The 23672-nt window shown below is 67.7% G+C and carries 25 protein-coding genes; 4 read left to right on the forward strand and 21 right to left on the reverse strand.

What is annotated here, in order from left to right:
• Positions 1 to 96 precede the first annotated feature (96 nt).
• The 9 genes from RDV64_RS08505 to RDV64_RS08545 form a co-directional block, all read right to left on the reverse strand.
• Positions 97 to 1506 (reverse strand): NADH-quinone oxidoreductase subunit N, encoded by a 1410-nt coding sequence (locus RDV64_RS08505; protein WP_309198844.1) that lies wholly within the window; start codon positions 1504 to 1506, stop codon positions 97 to 99.
• On the reverse strand, positions 1506 to 3005 hold the full coding sequence (locus RDV64_RS08510) for an NADH-quinone oxidoreductase subunit M (RefSeq protein WP_309198845.1): 1500 nt from the start codon (positions 3003 to 3005) through the stop codon (positions 1506 to 1508). Before RDV64_RS08510 ends, RDV64_RS08505 begins: the two co-directional genes overlap by 1 nt.
• Positions 3006 to 4907 carry a proton-conducting transporter membrane subunit gene (locus tag RDV64_RS08515; protein WP_309198846.1) on the reverse strand — a complete coding sequence of 634 codons (1902 nt, stop codon included), beginning with the start codon at positions 4905 to 4907 and terminating at the stop codon, positions 3006 to 3008.
• On the reverse strand, positions 4907 to 5212 hold the full coding sequence (gene nuoK / locus RDV64_RS08520; protein WP_309198847.1) for an NADH-quinone oxidoreductase subunit NuoK: 306 nt from the start codon (positions 5210 to 5212) through the stop codon (positions 4907 to 4909). Before nuoK ends, RDV64_RS08515 begins: the two co-directional genes overlap by 1 nt.
• Before the next feature lie 7 nt (positions 5213 to 5219).
• The gene (locus tag RDV64_RS08525; protein WP_309198848.1) at positions 5220 to 5831 is read right to left on the reverse strand and encodes an NADH-quinone oxidoreductase subunit J; all 612 of its coding nucleotides are present in this window, start codon (positions 5829 to 5831) and stop codon (positions 5220 to 5222) included.
• Entirely contained in the window at positions 5832 to 6746 is a 915-nt protein-coding gene (locus RDV64_RS08530) for an NADH-quinone oxidoreductase subunit H (protein WP_309198849.1), read from the reverse strand.
• A complete protein-coding gene (locus tag RDV64_RS08535) occupies positions 6743 to 7813 on the reverse strand; it encodes a hypothetical protein (RefSeq protein WP_309198850.1) in 1071 nt (356 codons plus the stop codon). The genes RDV64_RS08530 and RDV64_RS08535 overlap by 4 nt, the downstream gene beginning before the upstream one ends.
• Positions 7804 to 8151: an NADH-quinone oxidoreductase subunit A gene (locus tag RDV64_RS08540; RefSeq protein WP_309198851.1), complete on the reverse strand. Its 348-nt coding sequence runs from the start codon at positions 8149 to 8151 to the stop codon at positions 7804 to 7806. Before RDV64_RS08540 ends, RDV64_RS08535 begins: the two co-directional genes overlap by 10 nt.
• A gap of 136 nt (positions 8152 to 8287) precedes the next feature.
• Positions 8288 to 8560 (reverse strand): metal-sensitive transcriptional regulator, encoded by a 273-nt coding sequence (locus RDV64_RS08545; RefSeq protein ID WP_309199462.1) that lies wholly within the window; start codon positions 8558 to 8560, stop codon positions 8288 to 8290.
• A 625-nt stretch (positions 8561 to 9185) separates the two neighbouring features.
• Here RDV64_RS08545 and RDV64_RS08550 point away from each other — a divergent pair.
• The gene (locus RDV64_RS08550; protein ID WP_309198852.1) at positions 9186 to 10751 is read left to right on the forward strand and encodes a PQQ-dependent sugar dehydrogenase; all 1566 of its coding nucleotides are present in this window, start codon (positions 9186 to 9188) and stop codon (positions 10749 to 10751) included.
• Between the two features lie 205 nt (positions 10752 to 10956).
• Here RDV64_RS08550 and RDV64_RS08555 read toward each other — a convergent pair whose 3' ends face one another.
• The 5 genes from RDV64_RS08555 to RDV64_RS08575 form a co-directional block, all read right to left on the reverse strand.
• Positions 10957 to 12270: an APC family permease gene (locus tag RDV64_RS08555; protein WP_309198853.1), complete on the reverse strand. Its 1314-nt coding sequence runs from the start codon at positions 12268 to 12270 to the stop codon at positions 10957 to 10959.
• A gap of 35 nt (positions 12271 to 12305) precedes the next feature.
• Positions 12306 to 13088 carry a hypothetical protein gene (locus RDV64_RS08560; RefSeq protein WP_309198854.1) on the reverse strand — a complete coding sequence of 261 codons (783 nt, stop codon included), beginning with the start codon at positions 13086 to 13088 and terminating at the stop codon, positions 12306 to 12308.
• The gene (locus RDV64_RS08565) at positions 13081 to 13698 is read right to left on the reverse strand and encodes a TVP38/TMEM64 family protein (RefSeq protein ID WP_309198855.1); all 618 of its coding nucleotides are present in this window, start codon (positions 13696 to 13698) and stop codon (positions 13081 to 13083) included. Before RDV64_RS08565 ends, RDV64_RS08560 begins: the two co-directional genes overlap by 8 nt.
• 195 nt (positions 13699 to 13893) lie before the next feature.
• Entirely contained in the window at positions 13894 to 14280 is a 387-nt protein-coding gene (locus RDV64_RS08570) for a DUF302 domain-containing protein (protein WP_309198856.1), read from the reverse strand.
• A gap of 86 nt (positions 14281 to 14366) precedes the next feature.
• Entirely contained in the window at positions 14367 to 15071 is a 705-nt protein-coding gene (locus RDV64_RS08575; protein WP_309198857.1) for a calcium-binding protein, read from the reverse strand.
• Between the two features lie 172 nt (positions 15072 to 15243).
• Between RDV64_RS08575 and RDV64_RS08580 the strand changes: the two genes are divergently transcribed.
• From RDV64_RS08580 to RDV64_RS08590, 3 genes are read left to right on the forward strand one after another with little or no spacing between them, the layout of a single operon-like run.
• Positions 15244 to 15966, forward strand: a complete 723-nt coding sequence (locus RDV64_RS08580; protein WP_309198858.1) for a response regulator — start codon at positions 15244 to 15246, stop codon at positions 15964 to 15966.
• Positions 15963 to 17474 carry an ATP-binding protein gene (locus tag RDV64_RS08585; protein ID WP_309198859.1) on the forward strand — a complete coding sequence of 504 codons (1512 nt, stop codon included), beginning with the start codon at positions 15963 to 15965 and terminating at the stop codon, positions 17472 to 17474. The genes RDV64_RS08580 and RDV64_RS08585 overlap by 4 nt, the downstream gene beginning before the upstream one ends.
• A gap of 28 nt (positions 17475 to 17502) precedes the next feature.
• Entirely contained in the window at positions 17503 to 17703 is a 201-nt protein-coding gene (locus RDV64_RS08590; protein ID WP_309198860.1) for an SHOCT domain-containing protein, read from the forward strand.
• A 56-nt stretch (positions 17704 to 17759) separates the two neighbouring features.
• Here RDV64_RS08590 and RDV64_RS08595 read toward each other — a convergent pair whose 3' ends face one another.
• The 7 genes from RDV64_RS08595 to merA form a co-directional block, all read right to left on the reverse strand.
• Complete coding sequence (locus tag RDV64_RS08595) at positions 17760 to 18347, reverse strand: gamma-glutamylcyclotransferase family protein (protein ID WP_309198861.1); 588 nt, start codon at positions 18345 to 18347, stop codon at positions 17760 to 17762.
• Positions 18344 to 19642, reverse strand: coding sequence for an MFS transporter (locus tag RDV64_RS08600; protein WP_309198862.1), 1299 nt, complete (start codon positions 19640 to 19642; stop codon positions 18344 to 18346). The genes RDV64_RS08595 and RDV64_RS08600 overlap by 4 nt, the downstream gene beginning before the upstream one ends.
• Positions 19602 to 20690 carry a lysylphosphatidylglycerol synthase transmembrane domain-containing protein gene (locus RDV64_RS08605; RefSeq protein ID WP_309198863.1) on the reverse strand — a complete coding sequence of 363 codons (1089 nt, stop codon included), beginning with the start codon at positions 20688 to 20690 and terminating at the stop codon, positions 19602 to 19604. Before RDV64_RS08605 ends, RDV64_RS08600 begins: the two co-directional genes overlap by 41 nt.
• A 71-nt stretch (positions 20691 to 20761) precedes the next feature.
• Positions 20762 to 21355 carry a hypothetical protein gene (locus RDV64_RS08610; protein WP_309198864.1) on the reverse strand — a complete coding sequence of 198 codons (594 nt, stop codon included), beginning with the start codon at positions 21353 to 21355 and terminating at the stop codon, positions 20762 to 20764.
• Positions 21356 to 21442: 87 nt separating this feature from the next.
• The gene (locus RDV64_RS08615) at positions 21443 to 21850 is read right to left on the reverse strand and encodes a MerR family transcriptional regulator (protein ID WP_309198865.1); all 408 of its coding nucleotides are present in this window, start codon (positions 21848 to 21850) and stop codon (positions 21443 to 21445) included.
• 101 nt (positions 21851 to 21951) lie between these two features.
• The gene (locus RDV64_RS08620) at positions 21952 to 22233 is read right to left on the reverse strand and encodes a hypothetical protein (protein WP_309198866.1); all 282 of its coding nucleotides are present in this window, start codon (positions 22231 to 22233) and stop codon (positions 21952 to 21954) included.
• A gap of 13 nt (positions 22234 to 22246) precedes the next feature.
• The gene (gene merA, locus RDV64_RS08625; protein ID WP_309198867.1) at positions 22247 to 23671 is read right to left on the reverse strand and encodes a mercury(II) reductase; all 1425 of its coding nucleotides are present in this window, start codon (positions 23669 to 23671) and stop codon (positions 22247 to 22249) included.
• Position 23672 lies beyond the last annotated feature (1 nt).

Here is a 23672-nt window from a genome sequence, read left to right on the forward strand (position 1 = left end):
GTGTAAGCGATGCAGGCTCGCGAGCGATGTCTTGCCGCTACCTATGTGTGGTATCCAGAAAACGCCTGAGGCGACGCCGTCGTTCCGGCCGAAAGGTCACGGAAGAAGCGTCCCGCCGGCGAAGGCCCGGACGGTCAATTCCGCAAGAAGGCCGAAGGCGAGGACGGCAGCGAGTGACGACCACAATGCCACCCCGCTCGTCACCGACAGCACGGCGGTGCCGCCCGCTGGCTTGGCATGAAGGGCAGTGCGCCCGACGATCTTCAGATAATAGTAGAGCGATGCGACCGTGTTCATGGCCGCGGCGACGGCGAGCCAAGCATAGCCGGCTTCGATCGTCGCGAGAAACAGCGCGAGCTTGCCGACAAAGCCGGCCAGCGGCGGGATGCCGACGAGCGACAGGAGCGCCACGGCGAGCGCGACGGCGATCCACGGCCGGCTCGTGGCGAGCCCGGCATAGTCGGAAAGGTCGGTGCGGCCGCGAAGGTGGGTGACGGCGGCAAAGGCGGCAAGGTTCGCGGCAGCGTATCCGAGCATGAACAGGAGGATCGCCGGCAGCGCGAGGTTGGTGAGCCCGACGACCGCGACCGCCATCAGCACATAGCCGGACTGGGAGACCGACGACCAGCCGAGGAGGCGGCGAACGTCGCTCTGCCCGAGCGCTGCGAGGTTGCCGAGCGTCATGGTGGCGAAGGCGGCGATGGCGATCAGCGGCCGCACGGCGAACGCGTCGGGCGGGAAGAGGTCGACGAACCGCGCCAGCGCGATGGCCGCACCGATCTTCGGAACGACGGTGAGGAAGGCCGCGGCCGGCGCAGGTGCCCCTTCGGCAACGTCCGGCAGCCAGGCGTGGGCGGGGACGGCGCCGAGCTTGAAGAGCAACCCGACGAGGATGAGGCCCGTGCCGAGGAGGAGGAGCGGCGCGTGCGCAGTCGTGGCCAGCGCCTCGGCCATCCCGTCGTAGGAGGTGGTGCCCACCATCCCGTAGACCAGAGCGACGCCGAGCACGAGGACGGCGTTGGCGAGCGCGCCGACCAGAAAATACTTCATGCCGGCTTCCAGCGAGAGCGGCCAGTTCCTGTGGTAGGCGGCCAGCGTGTAGCCGGTCACCGACGACAAGAGGACGGCGATGACGAGCTGCAAGAGGTCGGCCGCGCCCGCGAGCGCCATCGCACCGAGCATCGCGACAAGCAGGACGAAGTAGAACTCGCCGTGCCGTCTGTCGCTCTGGAACCAGCGCAGTGCCATGAGGACCACGACCGCGGTGCTCAGAAGGATCATCAGGCGCGACCAGACGCTCGCGCCGTCGATGACCCAGGTGCCGGAGAAGGTGAGCGTCGAGGTGCCGATCTGCCGGCTGAGAAGCACCGCCGCGAAGGCGATACCGGCGAGCGCGATCACAGCGGCGAGTGAATGCAGCCGGTGCGGCACGAACGAGGCCGTCAGCAGCGCGACCACCGCGGTCACGATCACCGCGATCTCGGGGACGATGTCGCCGACGGGCATCAGTCGGCCGCCACCGGAAGCGCGAGGATCGCGTTCGATGCGTGGTCGATCACGCCGAGCAGCCAGCTGGGGTAGATGCCGATCACCACGACGAAGACGAGGAGCGCGGCGAGCGCTGCGGCTTCGGTGCGGGAAAGGTCGGCAAAGCCCGTCCAGCGCTCCGGCCGCTCGCCGAAAAAGAGCCGCTGGAGCATCACCAGGAAGAGCGCCGCGGTGATGAGGATGCCCAAGATGCCGATGGCGGCGAGCCAGGGGAACACGCCGAAGGTGCCGGCGAAGATCTGGAATTCCGCCACGAAGCCCGCGAGGCCCGGCAGGCCGAAGCTCGCAAAAGCGGCGAGGATGGTCGCGGCGGCCATCAGCGGCGCGGTGCGCGCGAGCCCGCCATAGTCGGACAGCTCGTAGGTCTGACCGCGCTGCCAGAAGCCGCCGGCAATGAGGAACAGCGCGCCGGTGATGAGGCCGTGGGCGATCATCTCCACGGTGGCGCCGGTGAGGGCGAGCCGCCGGGCCTCCTCGCTGCCGATCATCGCGCCCGCGGCAGCGAGGCCGAGCACCGTGTAGCCCATATGGTTGACCGACGTGTACGCGATCCGGCGTTTGAAATTCTCCTGCGCGAAGGCGACGATCGCGCCCCACAGGATCGAAACCACCGCCAGGACGCCGAGCCAGAAGGCGTAGCGCGCAAAGGTCTCGACCATCATCGACATCGGCATCCTGACGATGCCGTAGGTGCCCATCTTGAGGAGCACGCCCGCCAGGATGGCCGACGCCGGACCCGGCGCATCGACGTGCGCCGGCGGCAACCAGGTGTGGACCGGAAACAGCGGCGTCTTGATGGCGAAGGCGAGGATGAAACCCAGATAGACGAGCCCGCCGGCGACCGTCGATCCCGCCAGCGGCTGGTTCGCGATGAGGACGCGCATGTCGAAGGTGAGCGTGTCGTTGGCAAGGACGAGCGCGATGATGGCAAGGAGCAGCGCCAGCGAGCCGGCGAGCGTGTAGACGAAGAACTTCAGTGCGGCCCGCTCGGCATCACCATGGCCCCAGCGGCCGATGAGGAAATACATGCCCACCAGGCTGAGATCGAAGAAGACGTAGAACACGAGAAGATCGAGCGTCACGAAGAGGCCGAGCGAGACGGCTTCCAGGAACAGCATCCAGACGAAATACTGGCGAGCGCGGCCCTTGGTGTCGGTGGGCCAGGCGATGGCGGCGACGAAGACCAGCGCGCTCATGGCGGCAATGGCAAGCGAGATGCCATCGACGCCGACGCGCCAGGCAACGCCCAGCGCCGGGATCCACGGCACCTCCACCGTCGCCTGGAAGGCGGGCGCGCTGGCGCTCGTGTCGAAGCCCACCCAGATGGCGACCAGAAGGGAAAGCGGCACCAAGGACACCGCCACAGCGAAGATACGCAGCCCGCTTTCGCCAAGGCGCAGGAAGGCAAGGGCGACGGCACCGAGGAGCGGCGTCAGGACGACGAGCGACAGAAGCATCTAAAAACTCACGAAGAGCGTTGCGATGACCAGCACGGAGCCGGCGGCAAGGATGGTGTAGTAGTGGTGGGCAAGGCCCGTCTGGAGGCGGCGCGCCCCGGCACCCGAGACGGCCGCGAGGCGCGCGGAGCCTTCCGGGATGCCGTCGGTGAGGCGCTCACCGAACGCCCGCGCAAGGCGAGCGAGCGCGTCGGTCGCGCTCGCAACGAACTCGACGCCGCCATCGACCGCCCGCCGGTCGGCCGCCGCGAGCGACCCGGCGAACCGCTTGAGACCGGCGGGGACGAGATGGACGGCGCGGTCGATCCCCCGCCGGTCGAGAGCCGAGAGAGCGTCTGCGGTTCTGCCGGTTGCGGCGGCGCAGAACGCAAAGACGCGTGGCAGCCCCAGCCAGTCCGCCGCGCTGGCGCTGTGCCCTTCCGTGCCGAGCAAGGGCACGCGGCGGGCAAGCAGCGCGCCTGCGGCAAGGCCCGCCACCACGGTGAGGACCGCGAGCACCAGTTCCCAGGCCTTGGTGGGGGCGATCGCCACGCCGAGGAGCTCGGCAAGCGGCTGGTGCACGGACGGGAGCCACAACGCCGAGAGGAGCAGCGTCGTCGCCGCCAGAATGGCTGCGGCGACGGGTTCGGCGGTACCGGGACGGGATTTCGCGGTGGCGTGAGGGTCGCGGCCGAAGGCGAGCACCTGGAAGCGCGCGGCATAGATCGCGCTCAGCCCCCCCGCGAGGATAACGCCGATGGCCAGCCACACGCTTTGATGCCCGGCAGCCGCAGCGACGGCATCCTTCGTCCACGCCGCGCCGAGCGGCGGAAGGCCTGCGAGCGCCAAGGCGCCCACCGCGGTGAGCGCGCCGGTCACGGGGAGCGCGCGGCCGAAGCGCATTCTGGAAAGGTCGTAGCTTCCGGCGGCGTCTCCGGCGATCCCCGCCGACAGGAAGAGCAACGCCTTGAAGGCCGCATGGGCGACCAGGTGGAACAGGGCGACGCCCGGATAGCCGGCGCCGACCGCGACGAACATCAGCCCGTAGTGCGCCGAGGTGGAGGCGGCCAGCAGCTTCTTCGCGTGGGGCTGGAGGACCGCGACGAGCCCGCCGGCGAGCGCCGTGCCGAGGCCGATGCCGATCGTCGTGGCGCCCCAGCCGGGTGCGGCGGCGAGGTCGGCCTCGAGCCGGATGAGGATGTAGGCGCCGGCCGCCACCATCGTCGCGGCGTGCAGGAGCGCCGAGACCGATGTCGGCCCCGCCATCGCCCTGAAGAGCCAGGGCGCGAACGGCACCTGACCGGACTTTGCCGCCGCCGAGAACAGCACGCCATAGGCGACCAGCGCCAGCGCAGAGCCTTCCAGCGCGCTGATCGCGCCGAAAGCAAACGAGCCCGTGGCGGCGAAGGCAGCGACCGCGGCGAGGATCAGCCCGATGTCCCCGAGGCGCGTGGTGACGAACGCGGTAAGGCCAGCGCGCGGGTTGTCGGGATCGCGCCAGCGGTGGCTGATCAGCGCCCAGGATGCCGCGCCGACGAGCTCCCAGCCGATGAGGAGCGTCAGGAAGTCGGCCGCGATGACGAGAAGCTCCATGCCGCCGGTGAACGCCAGCAGGATGCCGATGAGCCGGGCGAGGCCCGGCGGCTCCTCGTGCGCGCTCGCATAGAGGAGCACCGGGAGCGCGATGGCGGGAACGAGGATCGCGACGGCGGCCGAGAGCGGGGTCAGCGCTGCGGTCAGGACAAGGGGTTCGGACCAGATCAAACGGCCCGTCCAGCCGCCTGCGCTCGCCAGCACGGCAAGGACGAGGGTGAGGGCGAGCGTCGCAACGGCGACGGTGCCGAGGACGCGCCGCGAGCGGACCCCGAGCGCCCAAAGGGCAAGCCCCGCGAGGGCCGGCAGGACGGCGAGCGAGAACAGCATCAGTTCTTGAGATCCGTGATGCCTTCGGTGACGTCCGCCTGGCTGCGCCGGTAGAGCGCGACCACGAGGGCGAACCCCACCGCCATCTCGATCGCCATGACCGCCATGACGAGGATCGCGAGCAGCTGACCTTCCGGCGCGCCGTCGAGGGCGAAGGCCCAGAAGCCGATGACGGCGAGGAGCACGCCGTTCAGGATCAGTTCGAGCCCCATCATCAGCATCACGAACGACTGCTGCGACAGCGCGCCGTAAACGCCCACCCCGATGAGCATTGATGCGACGATGAGGACCATTTGAAGTGTCATTGAAGGCTCAGTGGTGATGATGGTGGCCGCCGCCACCCCCGCCGGTCTCCTCGGCGAGCGGGCGGCCGGCGGGGCGTCCTCCGGGCTCGAGCCCGGGCGGCATCGAGCCCTCGTCGGCGCGGCCATAGCGGCCGTCGCGTGCCGATAGGACGACGGTTGCGACCATGGTGGCGAGTAGCGTGATGCCGGCGGTCTCGAACACCAGCATCGAGGGGCCGAGAAGTTCGAAGCCGAGGTCGACGATCGCCTGCTTGTCGTCGGGCAGGGGATCGTTCGGCAGGTCGCTGGCGAGCGTCGCCACCGAAAGACCCAAGAACGCGGCGACCCCGGCGACCACCGAAAGCCGCTCCTGATGGACCATGTTCATCGGGTTGAGCCCGGCCGGGTTCATCATGAACATGACCATGAAGAGGGCCATGACCATCATCTCCACCGCCATCATGAAGATGAGCGCGATGCCGATGTAGGGCGCGGCCATCAACAGCATGATGAGCCCGACCGCGATGAAGGACAGGAGAAGCGCGAACGTGGCGCGCACCATGGAGTCGACGACGAACACCATGACGCCCGACCAGACCGCCACCACCGAAAGGGCGAAGAAGGTGAGATCGACGGCCACTCAGAGCGCCTCGATGCCGGCGATGACGAGGTCCAGGAAGGCGAGCGGCAGCAGCACCACCCAGACAAGGGTCAGCATGCGCGAGGGCGGCATCAGCGCGAACAGCTTGTCGAGCACCACCAGGACGGCGAGCAGGAGAAGAGTTTTCAGGACCACCCAGACGGGACCCGGGAGCCATGGGCCGAGATAGCCGCCGAGGAACACGGTCGCCGCCATCGCGGAGAACGAGACCAGCATCGCAAGCCGGGCGAGCTGCCAGGCCGCCCGCCCCGGCCCCGACACCTCCACCGTTGTCCCGCCGCATAGATCAGGCGAGTCCGCGTAGTCGAACGGCCCGCGCAAGGTGAGCGAGAGGCCGAGGAGGAGGAAGAGCGGCAGGCCGAGCGGCTGACGCGCGACGTTCCAGAGATCTTTCTGCGAGGCGACGATGTCGGTGACGGCGAGCGATTGCGCCGGCAGCGCCGCGGCGATCAGCACGAACATGGAGATCAGCATCACCGGCAGGCCGATGGCGACGTAGCGATACGCGCCGATCAGCGCGAGCGGGCTGTTGGCCGCCCACCCGTGCATGAAGACGGCGATCACGACGAGGGACTCGCACATCCCCCAGACCACGATCCCGGACGAAAGGTCCGTGACCACGAGGCTCGGGCCGAACGGCACGACCGTGAGCCCGATCAGCGCGAGCGCGAGATAGGAGACGGGCGCCAGAAACCACAACAGCGCGTCGGGTCGCTCGGTGGTGATGCGCTGTGCCGCAAGGTTACCGGCGGCGCTGCGCAACGGCGCGAAGAAAACCGATCCGGCGCCGGCCGCGCCGAGCGCTCCGGCGGCAGCGCGGTCGAGCACGGCGGTGATGTAGCTTCCTGCAGCGAGGAGCCCCGTCAGCATGAGGAAGGCGAGGATGGGACTCATGCGTGGCCCTCGTGCTGATGGTGGCCGTGATGCGCGTGCCCGTGGCCGCCGTGCTGGTGCGCCGCGTCGTGGTCTCCGTCCGGCGGGTCCGCGGGGGTCATCTCACGAAGCGTGGCGTCGTGGAAACTGTTGATGACGAGCATCGCTTCGAACCATTCGAGGCCGATCAGCAGGTCAACGAGCTTGGGGCCCTCAGCCGGCGGCGGGATGGCCTTCTCGCCGCCCTCCAGCGCCGCGATCCATGTGCGAAGACGGGCGCGCACGTCATCGCCGGGCGCGGTTGCGCCAAGGCCTTCCGGGATCGCCTTCATCATCCCCGTGCGCGCGACGAACGAGGCATGCGGGCGCTCGCCGCGCAGCAACCGATCGGCCTGAGGGGCAAGCCCCATCAGCCGGGCCAGGCGGGCGATGCGACGTCGCGCGGCCTCCGGCGTCGCGGCAGGCGGCTCGGCGTAGGGGGCCGCGATCACCCGCGCAGCGACGATGACGTCGCCTTGCAGCGTGAGGTCGAGCGCGAGGCCGGGCGGCATTGTCGGAAGGAACGGTCCGTAGGTCGCGCGGTAGGCGTCGAGCGCGAGACCGTCGCGCACGTCGTCATCGGTCATCGCCATCGGCCGGCCGTAGGGCACGCCGCCCATCATGCCCTCGCCGCCCTGGCCGTGGTCGCCCTCGCCCTTCCAAGGCGCCGGCGGCTCGTCGGCAAGGATGTCGCGCGCGGAGGCTCGCTCGCCGCGCACCAGGGCACGATGGGTTGCGGTGATCGCGTCCTCGATCGCCTCGGTGTCCGCCCTCACCGGCTCGGGGAGTGCGTGGCTCGGCGCATCGCCGCACACGACGCTCGCCCGGGGATGGGGAAGCTGGTCGTGCACGCGCGCCAGTGCCGCGGCGTCCGCGTCCCGTATCGCCCCGGCGACCAGCAGGATCGATGCGTGGCGGGGACTTTTGGCGGGCACGACACGGCCGGCGGCGAACACGGCCTCCACCTGTGCCCGGCCGCCCTCGCCGATGGCGGCAAAGACGCTCGGCGGTGCGCTCGCCGCTAGGCGGCGCAGGGCGCTCACTGCCATCGGAAGATGCCCTCGCGCCAGCCGTAGAGAATGCCGATGGACAGGATGCCGAGGAACATCCCCATCTCGACCATCGCCTTGACGCCTTCAGCGACGTAGACGACGGCCCACGGGTACATGAACATCATCTCCATCTCGAACGCGATGAAGAGGAGCGTCATCGAATAGTAGCGCGCGTGATAGCGCTGCCAGGCGTGCGTCTTCGCCTCGCCGCCGCCGAGGAAGGGGACTTTCTGCGGCTCGGTCGATTTCGCCGGGCCAAGCGACGCCGCGTGGAGCGCAGCGACGGCGCTTGCCGCGATAATTGCCGCCGCGATGAGCGCCAGTACTTCAGACAAAAGCTTACCTGCCAAAATACGTTACCCAGGCACAGCATACGACCGCGTGGCGGACGGTGCAACCCACCAAGTCCGGTGGCGCCGTCACCCGCGGCCAACCCTGAAGTCGGATCTCAACCTTCGGCAAAACGCCGAGCTATGACTGCGCTTTTTGTAGGAGCGCGATCAGTTCGTTGAACTTTGCCCGCTGGTCTTCCGGATCGCCGGAAGCAATGGCGTCGGCGACACAGTGATGCGCATGGCTCTCAAGCAGAAGGCGTTCGATCCCCTTAACCGCGGCGCGGATCGCGGCGGTCTGGATGAGGATGTCCACGCAGTAGCGCTCCTCCTCGACCATACGCGCCACGCCGCGCACCTGTCCTTCTACCCTGGACAGCCGCTTCAGCACTGCGTCCTTGTTGCTCGTCAATGCCACGCTATGTCGCCGACCAAGAATTGAAGCATTGCTTCGGCCTCATCGTTATCACACCCGGAGAGGGTATGCGATCGCGCTGAGCAAACCGCTCCGAGGGGCTGAGGGTCGGCGTGGATGAGATCATGGCCCCCTCGCACCGAATGCCCGATCACAGCAGCCCGTTGCGGCAAAGCGAGATAGGGCCATGATGAACACGACCGACGGCATTCGCGCGAACCCACGAGCAACGACAGGGCGTCGCCTTCGCAACAAGACAAGATACCCGGCGATCGCTACCTGCGCCACGAGGCGCTGAAGCCGGGAGCGCCGCACCGGCCGCGACCCTCGACGGGACACCGCTGGCGGCCAGCGAGATGAAGCTCCCGCTCCACCGCGTGCTGGACGAGGAATGCGAGACCGCCGACGGGATGAGTCGCGTCGAGGCCAAGCTAGTGTTCGGCCTTCAGGCCGGACTGCCAGCGGGCTACCGCGGCTTCGTCGCCTGCGACGTGGGAGCGCGCGTTGCTTCGGGAAGGGATGGAACAGAGTCCGTAGCCGACCCGCTCTGCGCATACCGGTGACGGGTACCCTCGTCACGCCCGGCACCACCCGTCCGCGGACGCCGAAGGAGCTTTTACTCATGACGCAGCCATCAACTCTGACCAGCCTCACGGTCGCGCTTCTCCTGACCGCAGCGCCCGCAGCGCTCGCCGCGCCCGGCCACGACATGGGCGCGGTGGGCGAGGCCGCGAAGTCCGAAACGCCCGACGCCGCCGCAGCGGGCGATGACCCTGCGGCAGGTATCACCTCCACCGATCGCCTACCCGACGGCGCCGACCCGTTCGCCGACCAGAAGCTCGGCAAGACTTTCACAGTGCGCGAGCACGAGCTGCCCGAGCCCTACGAGGACCTCGCCTCCCGCAACCCGGCGCTTCTCGTCGATCGCGGCGAGAGCGTGCCCGCGGTTCCCGAGGGCTACGAGGCGACGCTGTTCGTGGAAGGCCTCGACAACCCCCGCCAGCTCTTCGTCCTGCCGAACGGGGACGTCCTGGTCGCGCAGCAGGCGGCTGGCATCGTCACCTTCCTGCGCGACGCGGACGGCGACGGCACGGCCGACATCGTTTCCCGCTTCGCGCAAGGGTTCGAGGGCCCCTACGGTCTCGCCCGCATTCCCGAAGGCAAGGGCCTCGCGCACGAGGGCGACATCCTCGTCGCGGACTATCGCGGCGTCTGGCGCGTTCCCTTCACCATCGGCGAGGTGCGCGCCTCCGGGCCGGAGATGTTCGCGCCCGAGCCCATCGACGAGGTAGCGCCTCAGAACCGCCACGCGCAGCTCCCGATGGACCACTTCCCGGTGACCGACCAGGGCGTCTTCGGCGGAAGCGAGGGGCACAACACCCGCTCGCTGGTGGTCTCGCCGGACGGGATGACGATGTACGTGGGCGTCGGCTCGGCGAGCAACGTCGGCATCGAGCCGCCCCCGCGCGCGACGATCCAGGCCTTCGACATCGGCGGCGGCAACCAGCGCACCTTCGCGACGGGCATGCGCAATCCGGTCGGCGTCAACTTCCGCCCAGGCACCGACGAGCTCTGGGTCGCGGTCCCCGAGCGGGACGGCCTCGGCGACGAGCTCGTGCCCGACTACCTCGCACAGGTGGAGGAGGGCGACTTCTACGGCTGGCCCTACGCCTACACCGGCTCCAACCCGCAGCCGCAGTTCGCCTCGATGGCGCCCGAGGGGCTGATCGAGACCTCGATCCTTCCCGAGGTGCTGTTCGAGTCCCATTCCGCCTCGCTCGACTTCGCCTTCGCGCCGGAGGCGTTCGGGGAGGCGTACGCGGGCGACGCCTTCGTGGCGCTGAAGGGCTCTTGGAACAGGTCGGACCCCACCGGCTACAAGGTGGTGCGCGTGCCGTTCGAGGACGGCGAGCCGACCGGGTCCTACGAGAACTTCGTCGTCAACTTCTGGGTCCGCGGCGACGATCGCGCCGTCGTGTGGGGCCGCCCGGTGGACGTCGACTTCCTGCCGGACGGCGCGATGCTCGTCGCCGATGATACCGGTGGAACCATCTGGCACGTCGCCCCGACCGATGCCCCGGAGGCGACGCCGACGACAGCCGCGGGCGATCCGCCGGGTGCGAACGAGCCAGTGGTCGAAACTTCGGATGGCGGCGCCGCTGATGTCATCGTCGTCCAGCCCGACTGACGAGGCGGGCGCGACGCGCTGCTGCCGTCGCGCCCCAGACCTAAGGCTGGTGCTCGGCACCTGGTTCGCCATGGTCGCGTGACATCATGCTGGGGTTGGCACCACGGCCTACGTGGTCGCCTCGCTCATGCCGGCGTCAACGGGGCGAGTTAAAGGTCGGAGAGAACTTTCGGTCAACAACGTCAAGGTTCGAGTGACGGGAAAGTCAAGACGCCGTTCCTTCGGGATCTTCGGTCTTGCCGTGTTTGCTGTGATCAGAACTGTCCCGCGGCGGCCTGAGACGCAGGAAGACGTGCTCGAAGATGAAGACCGCTCCCATCCCCGCCAACGCGATCAGCACGATGGTGCGGTCGCTCTGCCATTTCAGTATCGTGAAGGCCACGAGCACGACAGCGTCCAGCCCGACCGCCGTTAGCATGACCCACCCCCGCGCCCCGATGTCGTCGCGCAGGTTTCGCCAGACACCCCAATGGATGAGGATGTCCATCACAAGGTAGAAGAACGCGCCCAGCGAGGCGATGCGGCTGAGATCGAAGAAGATCGTCAGCGCCCCGGCGATCACGACCGTGTAGACCAACGTGTGATCGCGGATCGTGCCAGGCATCCCGAAATGGCTGTGCGGGATCAGCTGCATGTCGGTCAGCATCGCCAGCATTCGCGACACGGCGAAGATGCTCGCGATCACGCCTGAGGCTGTCGCCACGAGTGCCAGCGCGACCGTCAGGTAGAAGCCGGTCCGCCCGAGGGCGGGCTCCGCGGCTTCTGCCAACGCGTAGTCCTTCGCGACCACGATCTGGTCGAGCGGCAGGCTGGAGCCCACGGCGAAGGCGACGAGCAGGTAGACCACCGCACAGATTGCGATCGAGATGACGATGGCGCGGCCGACATTGCGGTGCGGCCGGGTGATTTCCGCGCCGGAGTTGGTGATCGTCGTGAAGCCCTTGAAGGCGAGGATCGCGAGCGCCAGCGAGGCGATGAAGCCGACGGGCCCCGTCGTCTCACCATCGCCGGTCGCCTCGAAGGACATGCCGCCGGCCCAGAGAGCGGCGATGCCGAATAGAGCGATGCCACCCACCTTCAGGACAGCCATGATCTGCGACAACAGCCCCACCGAACGGTTGCCCGACGCGTTGACGATGTATGCGGCGATGATGAGCCCGACGCCTATCGTGGGGACGAGCCAGCTCCGCTGTTGTATCCCGAGGCCGCGCAGCAGGTAGTTGGCGAAGGTCCGCGCGACGAGGCTTTCGTTGATGACCATCGACAGCGCCATCAGAAGCGCGGCGCCCGCAGCGACCGTGGTCGGCCCGTAGGCCTTCTGCAGGATCATGCCGATGCCACCGGCGGAGGGCCAGGCGTTCGACATTTTGACGTAGGTGTAGGCGCTGAATGCGCTCACCACAGCTCCGGCGACGAAGGCCATCGGAAACCACGGACCTGCGAGTTCCGCGATTTGCCCGGTCAGCGCGAGGATCCCTGCGCCGATCATGACGCCAGTCCCCATGGCAATCGCATCCATCAGACTGAGGCTGTTCTGCTTGTACTCTTCCTTTGTCATTCTGCCCTTTCCGTTTCGCAGGCGCCGGCGCGGGAATGCTGCGGCTCGCCTGTGGCGCGGGCCGCCCAGCACATGTCGCAGACCGGGTCGCCGGCCGAGAGAGTGCGCTCGCGGCCATAGTGCCCGCGCCGCCCGTCACCGGCGATGAGATCGGCGCCGGGCCAGTCGTAGAGGCACCAGCTTTGCCGGAACGCCTCCAGCACCTCCGGGTCTCGGTTCCGCTCTGACACCGCTCGGGCGAGGCTTTGCGGCGGACAATGCGTGAAGTGCGTGCGCACCTGTGCCGCATCGCGAACGATTTCGGCCTCGTAGCCGGGCGCACCCACGGGGCGAAAAGGAAAGACCAACAAGGTGTTAAGGGTCCACCGCAAGCGCCGTGCCGGATCGCGGGTGATCAGGCGGAACGGAAGGGAGGTCGAAAGCAGCATCCGCCGGTACAGGTCCCATCCCATATCGGCGACGAGCGCGCGGCTGCAGCTTGCGGCGACGCCCTTTCTTCGCAGGGCCCTGTCGGCGGCAACGGTTACGACCGCGAGTTCAGCGATGAGAGGGCTGCCGCCCGACAGTTCCGCCGCCGGGAACCCCGCCCGGTGGAGCGATGCGATCTCGTCGGTCAGCGCGGTGCGGAATTCATCGGATTCGGCGTCGAGCCAGCGGACACGGTCACCGGATGTCAGCCGGATTTCCCGGTGGATCAGATGCCTGCGGGCCGTCCGCCAAACGACCCACCGCATCAAGCGCCGCAGCGCACGCCATCGCAGTGGCGCGGAATCAGCCATCGTCGGTAGCCTCCCTGGCCTTCTTCCTTCCTCCTCGTAGCGCGACGACGAGCAGCGGTATTGCCGTCGCGAGCCCGAGGCCGAGCGCGATCCACTCCGCGCTGTCGAAATCGCCATCCATGGCGGCGCTTCCGAAATGCGCCAGCACGAAGCTCGCCGGCAGGATGCCGGCCATCGTGGCCAGCGCGAAGCGCCAGAAATGCAGGCGGCTCAGTCCGGCGGCATAGCTCATGGCGTCGAAGGAGACGAAGGGCAGAAGGCGGCTGATGAACACGCTCAGCGTCAGCGCATTTTGCGAACCCAGCAACCCGTAGGCGGCCTTGTCGCCAAGCCAGCGCTCGATCGCGCCCCGGCCAACGCCGCGCGCGATCAGGAACGCGGCGAGCGCGCCGAGTTCGGACCCGACCGCGACGTAGGCGGTGCCAGCGTAGTGCCCATAGGCCGCGCCTGACGCCAGCGCGATGGGTGCGCTCGGAATGGGGCTCGCTACCACGGCGGCGGTCATCAGCGCGATGATTGCCAGCGGGCCCCAAGCGCCGGCTTGTTCGATCCATATCTCGATCTGGCTAAGGTCGAGATCCACGGGAACCCGATCAAGGAGAAACGCCATTGCAATCGCCGCGACAACAGCCGCGAGAAGCGATGCTGCGAGACTCGAGCGTCGGCGCTTTCCACGAGTGTTTGGGGCATCGTTCGGGTTCCCGCCGTCCGCACTGAAGCTCACTGGATGTGCCGTTCCGAACGCGGCTGCCATGGCAAAACCGAGGAGAAAGCCGCTCGGTGGCGCCGCGGCGCATCGCGGCGCCTAGGCCGCATCCAACGCCCGCGCGAGCCTGTCGCGGACTTGTCCCGCGACCTCGTGCAGTTCGGCATTGTTCACAGCGGACATCGAAGCCACCGGATCGATAGCACTCACCTCGGTGCCGCCATTCACGCTGCGCAGAATCACGTTGCAGGGGAGCATGGCGCCGATGCGCGGCTCCAACTCCATCGCCTTCCACGCCATCTTCGCGTTGCAGGCGCCGAGGATCAGGTAGCCGTCCATGTCTTCGTCGATCTTCTGTTTCATCGTGGCCTTGACGTCGATCTCGGTCAGGACGCCGAAGCCCTCGGCCTTGAGCGCCTCGCGAACGCGCCCGTCCGCGTCCTCAAGGCTCGTGTCGGCCAGCAGGCGGTCATGCGTGTATTGCATCGCAACAAAGCTCCTCTGCGTGCGAAATGGTTGCCGGGCCGCAGGGTCGCTCCGGCCCGGTCGTGTGCGTACTGCGGCGGGGCGGGTCAGTTGCTCTGCTGACCCTCCGACTGCGGATTTGATCCGTCCATCATGCGGCCCTCGTCCGGCGTCATCTCGCCAGGCCCGTCGCCGCCGTCGTCCATCATTCGCGAGCGCATCGCCTGCATGCGCGTCCTCACGGCCTGCATGCGTTGCATCTGTCGCGCCGCGGCCTGCATCTCTTCGTCCGTCACCGCGCCATCGCCGTCCGCGTCGAGATGCTGGAAGCGATCAACCATGGTTTCGCGGATGCGTGCGCTGTGCAGGGTCTCGAACTCGTCGAGCGAGAGCGTTCCGTCGCCGTCTGCGTCGTATTCGGTAAGGAGGGCGCTGAGGGCCGTGCGCGCCTCCTCGGGTGTGACGGTGCCGTCCCCGTCCCCGTCCGCGTCGAGGTCGGCCATCATGCCCATGCCGGCCATACCCCGCATGCCGCCCATCATGGGCGCACGCTGTTCCATCATTCCCATGCCGGCCATACCCCGCATACCGCCCATCATGGGCGCACCCTGTCCCATCATTCCCATGCCGGGCATCGCACCTTCCGCACCCATCATGCGGTGCATGCGCATCATCTTCGCCATCATGTCGTGCCCGGCACCCGCGCCGGGGCTGCGGGCGCCGCCCTGATGGTGCCCGCTGTCAGCAAGGGCGCCACCTGCAGTCAGCGCAACCGCCACTGCCGAAATCGCGATCTGTTTACGCAACGCCATCGTGTGATCCTCCGTTTTGCATTGCAGGGCCTTATGTCTGGCTCTCACATCAAAACGGAACCGGCGTCATGGACGGATTTGTATCCGCATGTCGCAGGCGCGCGCTCTGATACAAACGGTGACACACCGGGCGCTGACCGCGCAGTGCCGGCTTGGGTAAACAGGATGCGCTATGGCAGACAGCCCGCACATTCTCGTCGTCGACGATCATCGCCAGATCCGCGAATCGGTCGCGCGTTACCTGGAGAAGAACGGCATGCGCGCGACGACGGCGAAGGATGCCGTCGAAATGGATGCTTGCCTCGCCACCGGCCACTACGACCTTCTCGTGCTCGACGTGATGATGCCCGGCGAGGACGGACTCTCGGTTTGCCAGCGGCTGTCTGCGGAACGCACCTTGCCGATCCTCATGCTGACAGCGCTGGGGCAGGAGACCGACCGGATCGTCGGGCTCGAGATCGGGGCGGACGACTATCTGCCAAAACCCTTCAGCCCCCGCGAGCTGCTGGCCCGCATCAAGGCGGTTCTGCGACGGGCGCCTGCCGCAGAGAACCACGCCGGCGGTTTGGCCGGAAAGCGCGTCCGCTTCGCCGGGCTTGTTCTTGATACCGACACGCATGTCGTCGAGGGGCCTCAAGTCGGCCGCATCCCCCTGACCACCGCTGATTTTCGACTGCTGAGCGTCCTACTCGAGCGCCCGCGAAAAATCCTTAGCCGCGATCAGCTTCTTGATCTCACATCCAGGCGCGCAGCCGGGCCGATGGACCGGACGATAGACAATCAAATCAGCCGCCTGCGGCGCAAGATCGAGCCCGATCCGCTTCGCCCGCGGATCATCAAAACGGTCCGAAATGGCGGCTACCGCCTGTCGGCGGACGTCGAGGTGCTGGAATGAGGCGGCCCTTGCGAAGCCTGAGAGCGCAACTGATCGTCCTGATCATCGGTGCGCTCGTCGTGGCGCAGGCCATCAGCCTGTGGCTTTTCGTCGACGAGCGCAGCCTCGCCATCCGGGCCGCGCTCGGCTTCGAGGCTGCCGCACGGGCGGCCAACGTCGCGCGGCTTCTGGAGGAGGCCCCGCCGGACCTTCGCGCCTCCATTCTGCGGGCAGCGGATTCGCCGCTCGTCAGGTTCGAGCTGTCGCACGCTCCGGCTGTGAGCGAGACCGATCATCATCACGCGATACCGATCGAGGCGCGGGTGCGCGCGCTTCTCGGGGACCGCTCCAGTCGCGATATCCGCGTCCAACTCCGCGACGTCGAGACCCCGGTCATGCCGTTGCCGCACCTGTCGCGCCCGATGGCGGACATGCACCGCTCCATGATGGGGGGCGCGATGGGCGCGGTGGAGATGACGCTCTCCATCGCGCTCGCCGGCGGAGAGTGGCTGAACGTCGATACGCGGTTCGAGCGGCCGCCGCTGCAATGGCCTGTTTTCTCGACAGTCTCCTTCGCGCTGACGGCGGCGCTCATCCTCGTCACCGCCTGCTGGTTTCTTGTCACCCGCCTCATCGGGCCGCTGCGGCGGCTGGCCGGCGCGGCCGAGCGGCTGGGGCGCGGCGAGGACGCGGTGCCCCTGCCCGTCGTCGGGCCGGCCGAGGTGGAGGATCTGACGCGGGCGTTCAACCAGATGCAGGATCGTCTGACCCGTTTCGTCGCCGACCGCACGCGGGTTCTCGCCGCCGTAGGCCACGATTTGCGCTCACCGCTCACCGCGCTGCGTGTCCGGGTCGAGATGGTCGATGACGAGGAGACCCGCGAAAGCCTGATCGAGTCCATCGAGGAAATGCAGACGATGGCCGAGGCCACGCTGAACTTCGCCGAGGATCTGACCGGCGCCGAAGAGCCGCAGACCGTCGAAATCGGCGCGTTCCTCCAAGACCTCGCGACGGACATGGTTCAGCCGTTCGAGCTGCGCGGTGGTCCCAGCATGAAGGTTCGCGTGCGACCCGTCTCGTTCCGCCGCGCGGTTCGCAACGTGGCCGAGAACGCCAACCGCTACGGCGGCAGCGCGCAGATCGGATGGCGCTCCGAAGGCGACAGCCTCGTCATCGAAATTGTCGACCGCGGGCCCGGCATCCCGCCCGACAAGCTCGGCGAAGTCTTCGATCCATTCTTCCGGCTCGAAGGCTCGCGCTCGCTCGAGACCGGGGGACATGGGCTGGGCCTGTCCATCGCCCGCTCCATCGTCCGGGCGCATGGCGGTGAAATCCATCTGGCCAACCGGCCGGAAGGCGGGCTTGCGGCGACCCTTGTCGTGCCTTTGGCCGGCGCGCCGCCCGGTCATTCGTCAGCGAAAGAAAGGGAGAGGAAGCATGTTGAGATCGGTCCTGGCAGCACTTCCGATCGTCACGGTCCCGCTGGTCGCCGTGGCGGATCAACCGGCAGACTCGCAAGGGAGATTTGATCACATGATGTGGGGAGGGGGGTACGGAATGATCGGTGGACTGATGATGGTCGTGTTCTGGGGGCTCATCATCGCGCTGATCGTTCTGGCAGTGAAATGGCTCACGAACGATCGGAGCGGAGCCAGCCGCGGGAAACCCGATGCGGTGGACACTCTGCGTGAGCGCTTCGCGTCAGGTGAAATCGACGAAGAGGAGTTCGAGCGGCGCAAGAAAGTGCTTAAGCGCTGAGCCGGCGATTCGGCCTGCAACCTGCGGTACGGCTCAATTCGACCGCCCGCGCTCGCTCAGTGGGCGGTCTCGGCGTGCCGTACGGCGTTGAGTTTATCGAGCCAATGGTCAGGCAGGTCGTGCTGGATGGCGCCCTCGCGGATCAGGCTGATGTAGCGCAGCGAAGGATTGCCGTCCTCGGGGAGCCCGTCGGCGATAAGACTGAAGGCGCGCAGTGGGTTGCCGTCGCGGTCGGCCACGTCGAGCCAGACGGGATAGTAGCGCCAGCCCGGAACGCCCTCAGTCGAATGCAGCCGGACCATGTCGCGGCGGGTCATGCGGTAGAGCACGCCCCAGACTTCCTCTTCGGGGTCCGGCGCGATGTTGGCCGGAGCGGATTTCCCGCGGGGACGGCCGTGCAGGTTGAAGCGAAGCCGATATCCCGGAGCCCGTCCCACCCGCCACTCCAGAGGCTTCATGCGCCTGCGGCCCAGGAAAACGCTGTCGTTCATGTTGGCACCGAAGGCGAAGTACCAGACTTTGTCCGCGGGGTGGCCATCGAGCCGCAGCCCCCAGCACCAGTACCAGAGCCGGGCCAGCGGCCAGACGCGCAGGATGACCGGCAGCCACAGGCGCTTCAGGAACCGGCGCAGCACGATCATCATTGCAACTCTTCCGGCGCGAGGCGCGCGATGCGCAGCAGCAGAAGAAGCTGCAGCACCGCAGCGACGATTGCGGCGACGAAGACCGCGGGAAGCGAGATCAGCGAGGCGAGACCCGCGCCAAGCAGAGGCAGAAGCGCTGCGGGCGAGGCCATGGCGTTGAAATAGGCCGAATAGGCGGGCCGCCGATCGTCGGGCGAGATCTCCATCAGGTAGCCCAGATAGCCGATGGTGACGCCGTTCATCATCGCGCCGATCATTCCGAAGAGCGCCATGTAGCCGGAGATCCCCGCATCCGATCCCAGCAGGAACAGCACCAGCATGGGCGGCAGCATCCGCACCAGCGCGACCGCCTGGAGCATCCTGAGCTTGCCGGCGCTGTCACCAAGCTTGCCCCAGAGCGGGTTGGAGGCCAGCGCGCCGGCGGTCTGCGCGCCGAGGAGCAGGCCCACGTCGGCCGCCGTGATGCCGCTCCAATTCGCCGCGACGACGTAGAACGGGAGCGCCATCAGCGTCGCGCCGCCGAGCCACTGGGAGTAGAGGAAGAGCCGAAACCGCGAGTCCTGCGACAGCACCTCCCATCCACGGCGGATAAAGTCCGCTACGCCCCGCGGCGGCCCGCGCCCCGACCGGCGCGGCGGCATTGCTGGCTCCCCGGCCGAGACGAAGAGCGTCGAAGAAACCATCAGCAAGAGGGCCGCCAGGCCGAAGATCAGCGCGTAGGCCTCAAGATTCGGCAGCACGTCGAGCGTACCGCGCACGAAGGCGGCCACCCCGAGCGCCAAGACCCCGCCGCCGAAGAACCGCCAGGCCAGCATCCGGCTGCGCGCCCCGGAAGGTATCGAGCGGCCGACGATGTCGTTGTAGGGCACCGCCACCACGCCGCTGACAAAGGCGTAAAGGGTCCAAAGGATGAGGAAGGCCGCGGCGAGCGCCGTTGCCGACCAGCCGGCGCCGAGCCACAGCGTCAGCGCGATGAGACTGGCGCAGATCGTCCGACCGTAGGCGCCGAACACATAGAAGGGCATCCGTCGGGTCGCGCGTTCGGCCAGGAAACCGACGACGAGCTGCGGCAGGAGCCAGCCGAGCCGCAGCACGGCGCTGGCAAAGCCCACGGCGAAAGCGCTGCCGGTGAGCTGGAAGACAAGACTGGCGACGACGGTGGCGGAATCGATTGCCGCGGCTCCGGCCTGGAACGCCGCGCCCCCGCCGGCGATGCGCCAGAACCGGCCGCGGGGAGCGTGGGCTCGTGCCGCGTCAGATGCTGACATCGGCCGCTTCGGCCTCGGCCCGCGCACGTCGGATGTCGATGCCTGACTGCCACAGCACGACCAGCCCGATGCCCACCACCAGGATGATCGACAGCATCCAGTTGAACAGGATCATCAGGAGCGCGTCCTCCTCGGGCACGCCCAGAAGGTCGAAGGCCAGCGCCGAGCCGATGACGAAGCCGCCCGGCACCCGCACAAAGCGCGACAGCACCAGCGAGAATCCCGCGAACACCATCAGGAAGAGATAGTCGAACGGGGCGAGGACGACGCCGACGGAAAGGCCCGCCCAGAGATAATGGCTGGCGGCAACCAGCTTGGCCGCAACCGCGCCGAGGATGACATAGAAGCGATAGAGGCGCGATCGCGGCCACACGACGCCCGCGCACAGGGCTGCGCGCAGCGCGGCGCCGTTCGCCCGGAACCACCTCGCCACAAAGTCGAAAAGGCGACAGATCAGCGGGCCCTCTTTGGCGAAGAGGGTTCGAAAGCGGTACATCGCCCACAAAAGAGTCCCGAAGAGCGCGAAGTTCAGCGCACCGGCGACCGCGAGCCCCAGTTCCAGGTTGCCCCCGATCTGCGGAAGCTGCCCCGCCATCGCCACCAGGCCGGCGAAGAGCGCAAACACCACCCCGTCGATGAAGCGGGCGATGATGGTCGTGGTCAGCACCGTGCCCATCTTCAGCCCCTCCATCCGCGCGACGAGCCAGGAGCGCACGAGCGGGCTGATCCCAAGTGGCACCAGCACATTGGCGCCGTAGCCGGCGAGCAGTGCGCCGGTCAGCCTGAGGGTCCGCACCGGTTTGACATCGTGCAGGAGCTGCCGCCACTTCCAGCCGTTCAGCAGCTGCTCCAGCAGGATCGTGGCGGCGAGCATAAGGATCCAGCCTGCCTGCGCCTCGGCGAGCCCCTCCAGGAAGCGGCCGAGGTCGAGGTCGCGATAAAGCCAGAAAGCGAGCGCCAGCGCCACGGCGCCGCCCAGAACAGGGGGCAACCAACGTGTGAGAACCCGCCGCACAGCGACCGCGACGCGGGAGTGAGCGCCTTGATTTCCCGGCCAGCGCGAAGAGCGCGTCATTCCTGTCCTGTCGTCATTCGGCGGTTCAGTCTTTTTGCGTTCGATGCCGGACCGCGCGGGTTGTCAGTGGCTCAACGTTTGCCGCCCGGCCAGGTGAGGAACGGCATGTTGACGGTGATGCCGCTGTCAGTGAGGGCGATGTCGCCTTGGTCCTGGGCTTGTTGGACCTCCTCGGCCGATTTCAGAATGCGAACGTTCGCGCCCTCCTGCCAGCGAACCAGTACGACGCGCCGGAGCGGTGTGTAGTCGTCCGAACCCGCCGGTCGGTCGAAGACGTCCGGCTGGAACTCGAGCGGTCCGCGAGGACCTTCCGGCTTCGCGCCGTTCTCGAAGACATAGACATTAGCGAGGAGGTCGGCCGGAACCTCAGCGAGCGAGGGCACTGCCGGAACAGGTGAGTTCATCATGTCGGTCAGCACACGGGCGATCTCGGCGTCGGAAACTTCCGTGTGGATGAAGTGGATGTCTTCGCCGGCTGCATAGCCGAAGACCGGTGGCACACGCGGGATCGCCGCCATATCCATGCCGCCCGACATATCCATCATCGGCTTCATTTCTGGTTCCGCGGCCATCGTGCCGGTCGGCGCCGCGGCAGGCGCTGCGGCGAGGCTGACGGCGGCGAATGTGGTGGCGAAGACCCTGCTTCTGCGACTTCTTCTGTTCATGGCGCATCTCCCCGGACCGCTGATTCCAACGCATCCTAGCCGCCGTACCAAGGTACGGAGTCAACGGGCGTCGCGGACCTTCTTGGATCAAGCGTCGCGCTCGATCGCCTCCAAGGTCGAGCAGGCGCCAAGGTTCCCGTCTCCCGGACAGGCCTCGATCAGCTCGTCGAGAACGGCGGCAATCCGCTTGAGCTGTTCGAGGCGCGTGTGCACTTCGACGCGCTTTTGCTCGGCCAGCCGTCGGACGTCGCGGCAGGTTGCGTCGGGATGAACCCTCAGGGACAGCAGCTCCGAAATCTCAGCGAGCGAGAAACCGATTCCCTGGGCATCCTTTATGAAGCGGATGCAGCGGACCGTGCTTGGCGAGTAATGGCGAAATCCGCCGTCGGCGGGTCTCGGGGGCCGGGCTATCAGGCCCCGCCGCTCGTAGTAGCGGATCGTCTCGACGTTCACGCCGGCGGCGCGTGCGGCTTGACCGATTGTCATGTTGGTCATGCGGCATCCCTTCTGTGCACCGCCCCGCGGGTTGCGGATCACGAAGCGCTGGCCGCCAAGGCGGTGGCCGCGTCAGTCCCGCCGAACGCAGCGGAGTCGTCTCACAGCATCGACGATATGTCCGATGCGCCACTTGGATGGGCGAACATCGCGTCCGAGAGCTGATCTGCGGTCAGATCGTGCCGGACGGCGAGCGTGAAAGCTCCGGCGCCGCCGATCATCATCTTCTTGGGATCATAATCACAGCCCCGGAGCGCGCAGGTTCCGCCGAAGGGACGGAAATCGACTACCGTCACGCTGCGACCGGAGGCGCGCGCCCTCCTGCCTACCGTGGTCGCCGCCTTGCCTGTGCCGATCACGATGAGATCGTGGGCGCTGCTCATTCGCTGTTTGTCTTCAGCCGGCGCAACAGCTGAGCCGGGTCACGTCCCGCTCGAAGGTCTGCGCGGCCAGCTTCAGCCCTTCGACGGTCGTGAGGTAGGGGAAGATCGTGGCGCCGAGATCCTCGTAGGTCATGCCCGCTTTCAGCGCCATGGCGGCGGTCTGGATGCTGTCCGCGCCTTCGGGAGCGAGGATGTGCGCGCCGAGCAGACGCTTGCTGGGGCCGTCCGCCACGAGCTTGATCAGCCCGCGTGTGTCTCGCGCCGCAAGGGCCCGCGGCACGTGCTCGAGCGGCAGGACGGACGCGCGCACCTCGTGACTCGCGGCTCTCGCCTGCGCTTCGGTCAGGCCGACGCTCGCCACCTGCGGATCGCAGAACACCACCGCGGGCATCGCGGAATTGTCGTAGGCGAGACCCTCGCCGTTCATCGCGTTCTTGGCGGCCAGCTTGGCGCCATAGGCGGCCATGTAGACGAACTGGTCCCGCCCGGTGACGTCACCCGCGGCGTAGACGCCCGGACAGCTGGTGCGCATCCGCTCGTCGACGACGATGCCGCCGCGCGAGTCGGTCGCGATGCCGGCGCGGGCAAGGGCGAGGTGTTCGGTGTTGGGCACGCGGCCGGTGGCGAGCAGGAGCTCGTCGGCTTTCAGCGTTTCCTCACCCGAGCCCGCATCGACCGTCAATGCGATCCGGTCGCCGCTTTGCGCGGCGCGGGTATAGCGACGGACCGTGCGAACGCCGATCCCCTCGTCCTCGAAGGCGCGTGTCAAAGCGGCGGCGATTTCCGGCTCGGCCTCGGGCAGCAGCCCGCGCCGCGTCACGATGGTGACGTGCGTGCCCGCCCGGGCGAAGATCTGCGCCAGCTCGGCGCCGACATAGCCGCCGCCCATGACGATCAGCGATCCCGGCAGCTCTTCGAGCGTCAGAATCGACGTGCTGTCATGGTGGCGCAGGGCCTCCAGGCCGGGAATGGCCGGCACATGGGGGCGCGACCCGGTGGCGATGATGACCTTGCCCGCCCTCACGCGCTCCCCGCTCAACGCCAGAGCGCCGCCCTCGCCGAACGCCGCTGCGCCCTCTAGGTAAGCGATGCCGTTGTAGTTCGGCAGGACATCGACGTACTTGGCCGCACGCAGGTCGTCGACCAGCGCCTGTTTCTGGCGGATCACCGCGCCCCAGTCGGTGATCCGGGCCTGTGCTTCGATCCCGTCGAAACGGGCTGCGGCGGGGGCTGCGTGCATCACCTCCATCGCCCGGATCATCGCCTTGGACGGCACGCAGCCGACATTGACGCAGGTGCCGCCGATGGTCCCGTGACCGATGAGGGCGACCCGTGCGCCCTCCTCGGCGGCGGTGATGGCGGCGGAGAACCCCGCCGAGCCCGCGCCGACAACGGCAATGTCGAAGGATCCAGCTTCAGCCGTGCAGCAATCGCGCATG

It is taken from the genome of Acuticoccus sp. MNP-M23 (assembly GCF_031195445.1).
Classification (GTDB): domain Bacteria; phylum Pseudomonadota; class Alphaproteobacteria; order Rhizobiales; family Amorphaceae; genus Acuticoccus.